Below are 12919 nucleotides of genomic sequence, written 5' to 3' on the forward strand. Positions count from 1 at the left end.
AGCCCCGTGACCGACCCCCTGCACAAGGACCTGCTCGAACTCGCCCAGGAGGCCGCTCGCCGTGCGGGCGCGCTGCTGCGGGACGGGCGCCCGGCCGACCTCGCGGTGGCCGCGACCAAGTCCAGCCCCATCGACGTCGTCACGGAGATGGACATCGCGGCCGAGAAGCTGATCACCGGCCTGATCGCCGAGCGTCGCCCGGACGACGGCATCCTCGGCGAGGAGGGCGGCACCACCGAGGGCACCAGCGGCATCCGCTGGGTGATCGACCCGCTCGACGGCACGGTCAACTACCTGTACGGGCTGCCCACCTGGTCCGTCTCCATCGCCGCCGAGCAGGACGGCGAGACCGTGGTCGGAGTCGTCACGGCCCCGATGCGCGGCGAGACCTTCCACGCGGTGCTCGGCGGCGGAGCCTGGGCCACCGGGGCCTGGGACGGCGAGCGCAGGCTGGCCTGCCGCCCCGCGCCGCCCCTGGACCAGGCGCTGGTCTCGACGGGCTTCAACTACGTGGCCGAGGTCCGCACCCACCAGGCCGAGGTCGCCCGGCGGCTGATCCCGCTGCTGCGCGACATCCGGCGCGGCGGTTCGGCGGCGGTCGACCTGTGCGACCTGGCCGCAGGACGCCTCGACGGCTACTACGAGCGCGGTCTGCACGCCTGGGACCTCGCGGCGGGCGACCTGATCGCCCGGGAGGCGGGCGCGCTGACCGGTGGACGCCCCGGAGAGCGTCCGTCGGAGGATCTGACAGTCGCGGGTACCCCGGGCGTCTTCGAGCCCCTCCAGCGCCTGCTGGAGGACTTCGGCGCCTGGCACGACTGACTTCGGGCCCGGCACGACTGAGGACGGCCCGGCCGTCGTACGACAGCCGGTGACGCACCCGCAGTCGTACGACGGCCGACGGCACGCCCGACACCGAGTGAACGGGGCCGCAACACGACGAAGCGGGCCCCGGCGCTGGATTCGCCGGGACCCGCTTCGTACGGCCTGATCAGACGCTCGTCGCGCCGACCTCCACACCGTGCTCGGCGGCGAGGCGGCGCAGGTCGTCGAGCTCGCCCTGCTCCACCTCGACGAGGAAGTCGTCGCCCTCGTCGCGAGCCCGGTCGAGATCGGACTCGGTCGCCCTTATGCGCTGCAGAAGTCCTGCGGTGAATGCGTCCATGCTGCGCCCCCTCGTCCTGGGTCGTGGGTCGATGGCACGGGGGTGTGCCGTTCGGAAGGGACGATCACGTCTCCGGTGGATGCCCAGCGCCGCTCAGCTGGGCGGCGACGGTGCCGGACACCCACGCCCGCCCTGCGGAAGCGGGTTGAGCCGCACCGCATGGTGGTGCGGTACAAGCAGAGCGTGATCGTGGGATGTAAAGCCGTCCTCCCCAAGCTCCCTTCCGTGGAAACCTAACCGGAGGAGAAAATCTCTTATTCCGCCTCGGGCCCCGTCCCCTCACCCGCCTTACCTCCGACTTATGGCCGAAAAGGGCAGGATGGAGGGCAACACACCAACGAACTGTCGAAGACCCCTGCCCGTCTGCGCCTGTGCGGCGCTACGCGGGTGGACATGAGGAAGGACCAGGGACGTGCGCGTACTCGTCGTCGAGGACGAGCAACTGCTCGCCGATGCGGTGGCCACCGGATTGCGCCGGGAGGCCATGGCCGTCGACGTCGTGTACGACGGTGCGGCCGCCCTGGAGCGCATCGGCGTGAACGACTACGACGTGGTCGTCCTCGACCGCGACCTCCCGCTCGTGCACGGCGACGACGTCTGCCGCAAGATCGTCGAGCTCGGCATGCCCACGCGCGTGCTCATGCTCACGGCCTCCGGTGACGTCAGCGACCGGGTGGAGGGCCTGGAGATCGGAGCCGACGACTATCTGCCCAAGCCGTTCGCGTTCAGTGAGCTCATCGCCCGCGTGCGGGCCCTCGGCCGGCGCACCAGCGTGCCCCTGCCGCCGGTCCTGGAGCGCGCCGGGATCAAGCTCGACCCCAACCGCCGCGAGGTCTTCCGCGACGGCAAGGAGGTCCAGCTCGCGCCCAAGGAGTTCGCCGTCCTGGAGGTGCTGATGCGCAGCGAGGGCGCCGTCGTCTCGGCGGAGCAGCTCCTGGAGAAGGCCTGGGACGAGAACACCGACCCGTTCACGAACGTCGTCCGCGTGACGGTCATGACCCTGCGCCGCAAGCTCGGCGAGCCGCCCGTGATCGTCACCGTCCCCGGCTCCGGCTACCGGATCTGATACCCCGTGGCAGCGACTCCCGCGCCCCCGCAGGCACCTCCGAAGCCCACCTGGGACCCCAGAAGGCCCGCGCCACCCTTCCCGTGGCTGCGCCCGACCATCCGCATAAGGCTCACGCTGCTCTACGGCGGCATGTTCCTGATCGCCGGCATCCTGCTGCTGTCGATCATCTACCTGCTGGCCGCGGAGGCGCTGAACGTGGGCAGCGAGCTGCCGTTCAAGATCGTCGAGGGCAAGGTCACCAGCGACATCTGCAACCTGCCCGACCAGGCCTCGCCCAGCGAGTTCAACCACGCCATGAACCAGTGCGTGAACGACCAGCGCAAGGCCGCCCTGGACAACCTGCTCAGCCGCTCGCTCCTGGCCCTGCTGGGCCTGGCGGTCATCGCCTTCGCCTTCGGCTACGCCATGGCGGGCCGCGTCCTGTCGCCGCTGGGCCGGATCACCCGCACCGCACGCGCGGTGGCGGGCTCCGACCTGTCCCGCCGGATCGAGCTGGACGGCCCGGACGACGAGCTGAAGGAGCTGGCCGACACCTTCGACGACATGCTGGAGCGGCTCCAGCGCGCCTTCACCGCCCAGCAGCGCTTCGTCGGCAACGCCTCGCACGAGCTGAGAACGCCGCTGGCGATCAACCGCACGCTCCTCGAGGTACACCTGTCCGACCCGGGCGCACCGGTGGAGCTCCAGCAGCTCGGCAAGACGCTGCTGGCCACCAACGAGCGCAGCGAGCAGCTTGTCGAGGGCCTGCTGCTGCTCGCCCGCAGCGACAACCAGGTCGTCGAGCGGGGGCCGGTGGACCTCGCCGAGGTCGCCTCGCAGGCCATCGACCAGGTGCACGGCGAGGCCGAGGGCAAGGGCGTGCGGATCCGCGGCGAGCAGAAGCCCGCGGTCGTCCAGGGCAACGGTGTGCTGCTGGAGCGCATCGCGCTCAACCTGGTGCAGAACGCCGTGCGCTACAACGTGGCCGAGGGCGGCTGGGTCGAGGTCACCACCGAGGTCCAGCACGGCCAGGCGGTCCTGGTCGTCTCCAACACGGGTCCCGTCGTGCCGGCGTACGAGATCGACAACCTCTTCGAGCCGTTCCGGCGGCTGCGCACCGAGCGCACGGGCAGCGACAAGGGCGTCGGACTCGGTCTGTCCATCGTCCGGTCGGTGGCCCGGGCGCACGGCGGGCACATCTACGCACAGCCGCGGGAAGGAGGTGGGCTCGTGATGCGAGTCACGCTGCCCATCTGAGATCATGTCGCCGATCAACTCGGCGGCACACGGGGATGTTCGCTTTACGCGGAATTTTCGATATCGCACCGCGCGTGTCCCGTGTGTGATCGATCACAGCGACGCTTTTCCGGCCATCTACTCTCCGTGATCATGTGTCCTGTCGGAAAGCCGGGAAAATCCCGGTTTTCGGGGGTCTTGATCACGGGAAGTACACGGTGAGACGCCTTTGAAGTGCGGCATTCGGACCGTGTACGGTCCCCATCGCCATCCAAGCCGATCACTCGTGAGGAGTCCGGTTGGGTGTCGATTGAGTAACAGACCTTGATGTGAGGCAAAATCTCCGCCTCAGGTCGGGCACAAGTCCGGCCTCTCACGCGTTACGTGCGCTGGAGACACCGCAGACACCCAGAGGGGGAGAGCGACATGGCAACCGATTACGACACTCCACGCAAGACCGATGACGACGTTGACTCGGACAGCCTCGAAGAGCTGAAGGCTCGGAGGAACGACAAGTCGGCCTCCGCAGTGGACGTCGACGAGTTCGAGGCCGCAGAGGGCCTCGAGCTGCCCGGCGCCGATCTCTCGAACGAGGAGCTGGCAGTACGAGTGCTCCCGAAGCAGCAGGACGAGTTCACCTGCATGAGCTGCTTCCTGGTGCACCACCGCAGCCAGCTGGCCCGGGAGAAGAACGGCCAGCCGATCTGCCGCGACTGCGACTGAGGACGGGTCGGCCGTGACTGGCTCGACCCCTCCCTGGAAGCGCCGCTTCTCCAAACGGAAAGCGGACGAAGGGCCGATCGACGGCCCGCAAGACGGCGCGCGTGACGACGAGCGAGGCCCAACCAGTACGGGGGCGGCCTCGCTCGAACCGGCAGCGGACCGGAGTGACCTTCCGGCGTCCGTGGACGTCCCCGCACCCGTCGCCCGGACGGCGGGGACGCTCCGGGAGCGGGCCATGGACAGTGCCCGCAAGGGCTCGGTCCGGGCCCGGGCCGGCCTCGCCCATCTCGCCGACCGGATCATCGATCTGGCCCCGCGCGTCCCCGTACGGGACCTGGCGACGCTCCGCAGGCAGTTCCCGGGCCTGGGGCCCGAAGAACTCGCGGACAAACTCGTCGCGGGCGCGGCGAAGGCGACGGCGACGGTCGGGGCGGGCATCGGCGCGGCGGCGATGCTTCCCGTGCCGCCCGCCATGCCGACGGAACTGGCCGCCGAGATCACCGGCGTCGCGGCGATCGAGCTGAAGCTGATCGCCGAACTCCACGAGGTCTACGGCGTACGGCCGCCCGGCAACATCAAGCAGCGCAGCACCGCGTACCTCCACTCGTGGTCGGGGGAGCGCGGGATCGACGCGACCAAGCCGTCGACACTGAGCACGGCGCTGAACAGCCGCATGAAGCGGGACCTGCGGCAGCGGATCATGAAGCGGATGGTCCGCAGCATGCCGAACCTGGTGCCGTTCATGATCGGCGCCGCCGTCGGAGCGGCCATGAACCGCAGCGAGACGAGAAAGCTCGCCGTCCGGATCCGCGAGGACCTGCGCAGGATCCAGGTGCCCTGGGACGCTTTGGAGCCGCTTCCCGCCCTGGAACGTCCGGCGGACGCCCTGGAGATGGGCGAGATCACTGACGACCCCCTGGGCCGCTTGGGGGACGACAAGCCCGAGAGCGAAAAGCACCACGAGAAAAGCGACAAGCGCGACGACGGGCACTGAGGCGACGCCGGGACGACGGGCACGGGATGACGCCGGGCCCGCGTGTGCGTGTGCCGTCGGTCCGCCGCCCGCCGCCGGATGACGCCCCGCGCAGGTGTGCTACGCCGGCTTGGCCGCCCTCAGCGCTTCCGCCAGGCGCTGCGGCTCGCGCGTGGACAGGTACAGGTACGGAGTCGGGTCCTCAGGGTCCGTGACCTCCACGCGCAGGGCCGTGGGGATGTAGGCGCGCAGCAGCATGAAGGCGCGCGGGTCGGCCTTGTGGGTGCGCCAGGCACGGGTTTCCTCCGCGTCCAGGATCTCCGCCTCGCCCAGTGCTGCCACCGGGATCTTCGCCTCGCCCGCGATCAGCGAATCGCCCACCACGCGGATGCGGACCGAGCCGTACGAACTCGCGGCGACGGCCGCGACCGCGGTGCCCCCGGCCAGGCCGCCGAGCATGAGCAGCGTGCCGAACGGGAGCAGGACCAGGGCCATGGAGACCCCGACCAGGAACGAGATCAGCCACCAGGACCGGGGAGCGGTCAGGCGTTCTTCGTACGGGGCGGCGGAGAGCTGCATGGAGCCAAGCTTGACACGGTGTCCGGAAGGGGCCGACGCGCGGGTAAGGTCTCCGGCTGTGAGTCGTACTTCCACTGCTCTTCAGCCTCCGGCCGACGCCGTGCGACCGGTGCGGCATCCGGACGCGCCGGCGCCCGGTGAGCTCCTCGGCGCGCACTACGGCCAGTGCTTCGGCTGTGGCGGCGACCAGCCCCACGGGCTGCACCTGGAGGCGCGGGCCGGCGAGGGCGTGTCACTCACCGCCGAGTTCACCGTGCAGCCCGCCCACCAGGGCGCCCCGGGCCTCGCCCACGGCGGTGTGCTCACGTCCGCCCTGGACGAGACCCTCGGCTCGCTGAACTGGCTGCTGCGCACGATCGCCGTGACCGGCCGGCTGGAGACCGACTTCGTACGGCCCGTGCCCGTCGGCACCACGCTGTACCTGGAGGCGGAGGTGACGGCGGTGGCCGGGCGGAAGATCTACTCGACCGCCACCGGGCGCGTCGGCGGCCCCGACGGGCCCGTCGCCGTCCGTGCCGACGCGCTCTTCGTCGAGGTGAAGGTCGACCACTTCGTCGACCACGGCCGCCAGGAGGAGATCCAGGCGGCCATGAACGACCCGGACCAGGTCCGGCGAGCCCGTGCCTTCGAGGTGAACCCGTGAGTCCGGACGGCCTCTTGGGCCCCATCACCCCCATCACCCCCACCGCTCCCGCAACTCCCATGACACCCACGAGCCCCGTCAGCCCGGAAGGCCCCATGACTCCTGCGAGCCGTCAGCCCGTGGACGTGCTGATCCGGCGCGTCGATCCGGACGTACCGCTTCCGGCGTACGCGCACCCCGGGGACGCGGGAGCCGATCTGCGCACCACCGAGGCGTGCCAACTGGCGCCGGGCGAGCGGGCCGTGCTGCCCACGGGAGTGTCTGTGGCACTGCCGGAGGGGTACGCGGCCTTCGTGCACCCCCGGTCCGGCCTGGCGGCCCGCTGCGGCGTCGCCCTGGTGAATGCCCCGGGGACGGTTGATGCCGGGTACCGTGGGGAGATCAAGGTGATCGTGGTGAATCTCGACCCGCGCGAGGCCGTGCGGTTCGAGCGCTTCGACCGGATTGCCCAACTGGTCGTCCAGCAGGTCGAGAGGGTCCGCTTCCAGGAGGTGGCGGAGCTTCCCGATTCCGCGCGGGCCGAGGGGGGCTTCGGGTCCACCGGAGGACACGCCGCGGTGCACGGGACGAGCGGCACAAGCGGTCAGGCCGCCCTGGGCGGTCAGGCGGGTGGGAATCGATACGCTTCGGTCGTATCCGACCGGGAAGGACAGTGACGTGTTCGGACGTCGCAAGAAGAGGGATGCCGCCGAGGGCGCGGCCGGCGAGGCCGAGCAGGTCGTCGACGGTGTCGACAGTGAGGCGGGCGGCGAGGGCGAGCGCCTGAGGCTCGAGCCGGCGCCGCGGCCCGACGGGCCCTGGGACAGCTCCGAGGTGCGGGACCCGGGCGAGGGCCGGGTCGACCTGGGCGGTCTGTTCGTACCGGGCGTCGACGGCATGGAGCTGCGGGTCGAGGTCGCGGGTGACGCGATCGTGGCGGCGACGGTCGTGCTGCGGGACAGCGCCATCCAGTTGCAGGCCTTCGCCGCGCCCAAGCGCGAGGGCATCTGGGGCGAGGTGCGCGAGGAGATCGGCTCGGGCATCACCCAGCAGGGCGGCATCGTCGACGAGGTCGAGGGGCCGCTGGGCTGGGAGCTGCGGGCCCAGGTGCCGGTACAGCTGCCGGACGGCACCGGCGGCTTCCAGGTCGTGCGGTTCGTCGGTGTGGACGGCCCCCGCTGGTTCCTGCGCGGGGTCATCTCGGGCCAGGGCGCGGTGCAGCCGCAGGCCGCCGGGCTGCTCGAGCAGATCTTCCGGGACACGGTCGTGGTCCGCGGCGAGGGCCCGATGGCGCCCCGCGACCCGATCGTCCTGAAGCTGCCCAACGACGCCCAGATGGTCCCCGAGGGCATCCAGCAGGAGGAGGGCTCCCGTTTCGCCGGCGGAATGGGCCAGCTCCAGCGCGGACCGGAGATCACCGAGGTTCGCTGAGCGTCGTAGAGACACCAGGGCCGCACCCTTCGGAGTGCGGCCCTTTCTCATGCTGGAACCTTGACGGGCCATTGGTCTGTACCTACCGTCTCCGTCCAACGCGTCTGTTCATAAAGGCGCTTCACGTTCACATAGGAGAACGGAAGGCCCTCACGTATGCGCAGAACCGGACTCTTAGCGGCCACGGCCGCCCTCGTCGCCGGCGTGCTCGCCTGGCCCGCCGACGCCGCTCCCAGCACCTTCGTCCACCCCGGAGTCACCGTCTCCAAGGGGCAGTTGGACTTCACCCGCGCCAAGGTCAACGCCGGTGCCCAGCCCTGGAAGGGCGCCTTCGACCAGATGATGGCGAGCAACTACGCCGACCTGAACCGCACGCCCAGGCCCCGAGCGATCGTCGAATGCGGTTCCTACTCCAACCCCAACCACGGCTGCACCGACGAACGCGAGGACGCGATCGCGGCCTACACCCAGGCCCTCGCCTGGTACGTCACCCGCGACGAACGGCACGCGCGCAAGGCGATCGAGCTGATGGACGCCTGGTCCGCCGTGATCCGGGACCACACCAACAGCAACGCGCCCCTCCAGACCGGCTGGGCCGGCTCCTCCTGGCCCAAGGCCGCCGAGATCATCAAGTACACGTACACCGGCACCTGGACCAACTCCGGCCGTTTCGCCACCATGCTCCGCACCGTGTACCTGCCCGAGGTGATCAACGGCTCGAACTCCAACGGCAACTGGGAGCTGTCGATGATGGAGGCCGCCGTGGGCATCTCCGTCTTCCTGGAGGACAAGGCGTCGTACGACAAGGCCATGGCGAAGTTCCGCACGCGTACGGCCGCCTACGTCTACCTGGCCTCCGACGGCGACCTGCCGAAGACCGTGCCGAGCCAGAACCTCGACACCCGCGAGAAGATCGTCAAGTACTGGCAGGGGCAGTCGACCTTCGTCGACGGGCTCAGCCAGGAGACCTGCCGGGACTTCACGCACACCGGGTACGGCCTCTCCGCCATCTCGCACGTCGCCGAGACCAGCCGGATCCAGGGGCAGGACCTCTACGGCACCGACGTGGGGGAGCGGCTGCGGCACGGGCTCGGCTTCCACGCCAGGTACCAGCTCGGCACCGCCGCCCCGGGCTGGCTGTGCGGCGGCTCCCTGAAGCTCGGGCTCGGGCCGGTCCCCGAGGTCGGCCACAACGCCCTGGCCAACCGTCTCGGACACGCCATGACCAACACCGGGACGCTGACCCTGCGCGGCCGCCCCGCCGGCAGCAACAACCTCTTCGTCGCCTGGGAGACCCTCACCCACGGCGACAACCCCGCGTAAGGCCCCGGTCGGCCGGGCGCGTCAGAGTTCCGTCAAAGACGGCCCCGCTGCCGCGCCCGGAACCCATATGTCGTGATTGTTGGCCGTAAGGTCGACGCTGCGCAGTGGGCAGACCGGAAGACAATGAGGCCATGGGACGCGGCAAGCTTCGGATCTACCTCGGTGCGGCACCGGGCGTCGGCAAGACGTACGCGATGCTGTCCGAGGCGCACCGCCGCGTCGAGCGGGGCACGGACTGCGTGGTGGCCTTCGTCGAGCACCACGACCGCCCCCGCACCGAGGTGATGCTGCACGGCCTGGAGCAGGTGCCGCGCAGGCGGCTGGAGTACCGCGGCGGCGTCTTCCCCGAGATGGACCTCGACGCCGTCCTCGCCCGCCGCCCCCAGGTCGCCCTGGTCGACGAACTCGCCCACACCAACATCCCCGGCTCCCGCAACGCCAAGCGCTGGCAGGACGTGGAGGAACTGCTGGCGGCCGGTGTCGACGTGATATCGACCGTCAACATCCAGCACCTGGAGTCACTGGGCGACGTCGTCGAGTCGATCACCGGGGTGCGGCAGCAGGAGACCGTGCCGGACGAGGTGGTACGGCGGGCCGACCAGGTCGAGCTGGTCGACATGTCGCCCGAGGCGCTGCGGCGGCGGATGGCGCACGGCAACGTCTACCAGCCCGACAAGGTCGACGCGGCCCTGTCGAACTACTTCCGGCCCGGCAACCTGACCGCCCTGCGCGAGCTGGCGCTGTTGTGGGTGGCCGACCGGGTCGACGCCTACCTCACCCAGTACCGCAGCGATCACCGGGTGTCGAGGATCTGGGGCTCGCGCGAGCGGATCGTGGTCGGCCTGACCGGCGGCCCCGAGGGCCGTACGCTGATCCGCCGGGCCGCGCGGCTGGCCGAGAAGGGCGCCGGCGGTGAGGTGCTGGCCGTCTACATAGCCCGCAGCGACGGGCTGACCTCGGCCTCGCCGAAGGAACTGGCGTTGCAGCGGACCCTCGTCGAGGACCTCGGCGGAACGTTCCATCACGTGGTCGGCGACGACATACCGGCCGCGCTGCTCGCCTTCGCCCGCGGTGTGAACGCCACCCAGATCGTGCTGGGCTCCTCGCGCCGCAGGACCTGGCAGTACGTCTTCGGGCCCGGCGTCGGCGCGACGGTCGCCCGGGAGTCCGGGTCCGACCTCGACGTGCACATCGTCACCCACGACGAGGTCGCCAAAGGCCGCGGACTGCCGGTGGCCCGGGGCGCGCGCCTCGGGCGGTCCCGGCGCGTGTGGGGCTGGCTGGTCGGTGTCGCCGGCCCGCCGGTCCTGGCGGCGCTGCTCAGCGCCGTCGACCTCGGCCTCGCCAACGACATGCTGCTGTTCCTGGCGCTGACCGTGGCGGCGGCCCTGCTCGGCGGGCTGTTCCCGGCGCTGGCCTCGGCGGCCGTGGGTTCCCTGCTGCTGAACTACTTCTACACACCGCCTCTGCACCGGTGGGCCATCGCCGACCCGAAGAACATCGTCGCCATCGTGATCTTCGTCGCCGTCGGTGCCGCGGTGGCCTCCGTGGTCGACCTCGCCGCCCGCCGCACCCACCAGGCGGCCCGGCTGCGGGCCGAGTCCGAGATCCTGTCCTTCCTCGCGGGCAACGTGCTGCGCGGCGAGACCGGCCTTGAGGACCTGCTGGAACGGGTCCGGGAGACCTTCGGCATGGAGTCCGCGGCCCTGCTGGAGAGGGTGAGCGACGTCGAGCCGTGGACCTGCGCCGGCCGCGCCGGGCAGGGACGTCCCGTCGAGCGGCCCGACCAGGCGGACGTGGACATGCCGGTCGGGGACCACATGGCGCTCGCGCTGACCGGCCGCGTCCTGCCCGCCGAGGACCGCCGCGTGCTGGCCGCCTTCGCCGCCCAGGCCGCCGTCGTCCTGGACCGCCGCCGCCTCCAGGAGGAGGCCGACCGGGCGCGCACCCTCGCCGAGGGCAACCGCATCCGCACGGCGCTGCTCGCCGCCGTCAGCCACGACCTGCGCACCCCGCTCGCCGGGATCAAGGCGGCGGTGACCTCCCTGCGCTCCGAGGACGTCGAGTGGTCCGAGGAGGACCGGGCGGAGCTGCTGGAGGGCATCGAGGAGGGCGCCGACCGCCTCGACCACCTCGTCGGCAACCTGCTCGACATGTCCCGGCTCCAGACCGGCACGGTCACCCCGCTGATCCGCGAGATCGACCTCGACGAGGTGGTGCCGATGGCGCTCGGCGGCGTACCCGAGGGCAGTGTCGACCTGGACGTCCCGGAGACCCTGCCCATGGTCGGCGTGGACCCCGGACTGCTGGAGCGGGCCATGGCCAACCTCGTCGAGAACGCCGTCAAGTACAGTCCGTCCGGCACGCCCGTGCTGGTCGCCGCCAGCGCGCTCGCCGACCGGGTCGAGGTACGGGTGGTCGACCGGGGGCCGGGCGTCCCCGACGAGGCCAAGGACCGCATCTTCGAGCCCTTCCAGCGCTACGGCGACGCCCCGCGCGGCGCCGGTGTGGGGCTGGGGCTCGCGGTGGCGCGCGGCTTCGCCGAGGCCATGGGCGGCACGCTCGACGCCGAGGACACCCCGGGCGGCGGGCTCACCATGGTCCTCACCCTCCGGGCGGCGGGACCGCGCCCGGACCTACTTCACGTGGCGGAACACGCAGCCGAACCGGAAAGGCAGGCCTCATGACCCGTGTGCTGGTGGTCGACGACGAGCCGCAGATCGTACGCGCCCTCGTGATCAACCTCAGGGCACGCGCGTACGAGGTCGACGCGGCCCACGACGGCGCCACCGCCCTCCAGCTCGCCGCCGCCCGCCACCCCGACGTGGTCGTCCTCGACCTCGGCCTGCCCGACATGGACGGCGTCGAGGTGATCAGGGGCCTGCGGGGCTGGACCCGGGTGCCGATCCTGGTGCTGTCGGCCCGGCACTCCTCCGACGAGAAGGTCGAGGCGCTGGACGCGGGCGCCGACGACTACGTCACCAAGCCCTTCGGCATGGACGAACTGCTGGCCCGGCTGCGGGCCGCCGTGCGCCGGGCCGAACCGGCCGGGGGCGGTGAGGACGACGTGATCGTGGACACCGGAGAGTTCACCGTGGACCTGGCCGCGAAGAAGGTCAACCGCGCCGGGAAGGACGTACGGCTGACCCCCACGGAGTGGCACCTGCTGGAGGTCCTCGTCCGCAACAGCGGCCGGCTGGTCGGGCAGAAGCAGCTGCTCCAGGAGGTGTGGGGGCCGTCGTACGGGACGGAGACCAACTATCTGCGCGTGTACATGGCGCAGCTCCGGCGGAAGCTGGAGGCGGATCCCTCCCATCCGAAGCACTTCATCACGGAGCCGGGGATGGGCTACCGGTTCGAGAAGTGACGTCCTCGCCACGGGGCTACGTGGGTGTCAGCACGCCCCGGTAGGCTCTAGACATGAGTGCTGTTCCTCGTTCGCAGAAGCAGGCGGGCCGGTTCCGGCGCATGCTCGACCGGCTCTCCTCGTCGCAGGAGGACCTGGAGTCCGAGGAACTGCGCGAGGACACCGAGACCGCGGGCTGTATCCGGATCGGAGACTGCCAGGACCGGCAGATAGTGACGGTTACTGGTACCTTGCGCACGGTCACCCTGCGGCCGCGCGCCGGAGTCCCGGCCCTGGAGGCCGAGCTGTTCGACGGCTCCGCGGCGCTGGACGTGGTGTGGCTCGGCAGACGCTCGATCGTGGGCATAGAGCCTGGGCGCAAGCTGATCGCATCGGGCCGCGTCTCCATGAGCCGGGGCCGCCGGGTGCTGTTCAATCCCAAGTACGAACTGAGACCCCTCGGACGGGAGTAG

14 protein-coding genes are annotated in these 12919 nt (G+C 70.9%); 12 read left to right on the plus strand and 2 right to left on the minus strand.

The window, feature by feature from the left end:
• The first annotated feature begins 6 nt into the window (after positions 1–6).
• Complete coding sequence (locus CP976_RS32085; RefSeq protein ID WP_150483436.1) at positions 7–822, plus strand: inositol monophosphatase family protein; 816 nt, start codon at positions 7–9, stop codon at positions 820–822.
• Between the two features lie 169 nt (positions 823–991).
• Here the strand turns inward: CP976_RS32085 and CP976_RS43050 are convergent, their stop codons facing one another.
• A complete protein-coding gene (locus CP976_RS43050; protein ID WP_167537460.1) occupies positions 992–1165 on the minus strand; it encodes a hypothetical protein in 174 nt (57 codons plus the stop codon).
• Between the two features lie 412 nt (positions 1166–1577).
• On the opposite strand from CP976_RS43050, the gene CP976_RS32090 reads away from it, so the two are divergent.
• From CP976_RS32090 to CP976_RS32105, 4 genes are all read left to right on the plus strand, one after another.
• Positions 1578–2231 (plus strand): response regulator transcription factor, encoded by a 654-nt coding sequence (locus CP976_RS32090; protein WP_003993508.1) that lies wholly within the window; start codon positions 1578–1580, stop codon positions 2229–2231.
• A gap of 6 nt (positions 2232–2237) precedes the next feature.
• Positions 2238–3470 (plus strand): sensor histidine kinase, encoded by a 1233-nt coding sequence (locus tag CP976_RS32095; protein ID WP_150483437.1) that lies wholly within the window; start codon positions 2238–2240, stop codon positions 3468–3470.
• 405 nt (positions 3471–3875) lie between these two features.
• The gene (locus CP976_RS32100; protein WP_003993510.1) at positions 3876–4172 is read left to right on the plus strand and encodes a DUF4193 domain-containing protein; all 297 of its coding nucleotides are present in this window, start codon (positions 3876–3878) and stop codon (positions 4170–4172) included.
• 13 nt (positions 4173–4185) lie between these two features.
• Positions 4186–5166 (plus strand): hypothetical protein, encoded by a 981-nt coding sequence (locus CP976_RS32105; protein WP_229875329.1) that lies wholly within the window; start codon positions 4186–4188, stop codon positions 5164–5166.
• Positions 5167–5265: 99 nt separating this feature from the next.
• Here CP976_RS32105 and CP976_RS32110 read toward each other — a convergent pair whose 3' ends face one another.
• Positions 5266–5724: a DUF3093 domain-containing protein gene (locus CP976_RS32110; protein WP_150483438.1), complete on the minus strand. Its 459-nt coding sequence runs from the start codon at positions 5722–5724 to the stop codon at positions 5266–5268.
• 58 nt (positions 5725–5782) lie between these two features.
• On the opposite strand from CP976_RS32110, the gene CP976_RS32115 reads away from it, so the two are divergent.
• From CP976_RS32115 to CP976_RS32145, 7 genes are all read left to right on the plus strand, one after another.
• Positions 5783–6367 carry a PaaI family thioesterase gene (locus CP976_RS32115; protein WP_150483439.1) on the plus strand — a complete coding sequence of 195 codons (585 nt, stop codon included), beginning with the start codon at positions 5783–5785 and terminating at the stop codon, positions 6365–6367.
• A gap of 95 nt (positions 6368–6462) precedes the next feature.
• On the plus strand, positions 6463–7023 hold the full coding sequence (gene dut, locus CP976_RS32120; RefSeq protein WP_150483440.1) for a dUTP diphosphatase: 561 nt from the start codon (positions 6463–6465) through the stop codon (positions 7021–7023).
• A gap of 1 nt (position 7024) precedes the next feature.
• On the plus strand, positions 7025–7777 hold the full coding sequence (locus CP976_RS32125) for a DUF3710 domain-containing protein (protein WP_150483441.1): 753 nt from the start codon (positions 7025–7027) through the stop codon (positions 7775–7777).
• Between the two features lie 156 nt (positions 7778–7933).
• Positions 7934–9100, plus strand: coding sequence for an alginate lyase family protein (locus tag CP976_RS32130; protein ID WP_150483442.1), 1167 nt, complete (start codon positions 7934–7936; stop codon positions 9098–9100).
• Between the two features lie 131 nt (positions 9101–9231).
• Positions 9232–11787 (plus strand): sensor histidine kinase, encoded by a 2556-nt coding sequence (locus CP976_RS32135; protein ID WP_150483443.1) that lies wholly within the window; start codon positions 9232–9234, stop codon positions 11785–11787.
• Positions 11784–12467 carry a response regulator gene (locus CP976_RS32140; protein WP_150483444.1) on the plus strand — a complete coding sequence of 228 codons (684 nt, stop codon included), beginning with the start codon at positions 11784–11786 and terminating at the stop codon, positions 12465–12467. The genes CP976_RS32135 and CP976_RS32140 overlap by 4 nt, the downstream gene beginning before the upstream one ends.
• A gap of 53 nt (positions 12468–12520) precedes the next feature.
• Positions 12521–12919 (plus strand): OB-fold nucleic acid binding domain-containing protein, encoded by a 399-nt coding sequence (locus tag CP976_RS32145; protein WP_150483445.1) that lies wholly within the window; start codon positions 12521–12523, stop codon positions 12917–12919.

This window comes from Streptomyces coeruleorubidus, from assembly GCF_008705135.1.
In the GTDB taxonomy this organism is placed as follows: Bacteria; Actinomycetota; Actinomycetes; order Streptomycetales; family Streptomycetaceae; genus Streptomyces; species Streptomyces coeruleofuscus.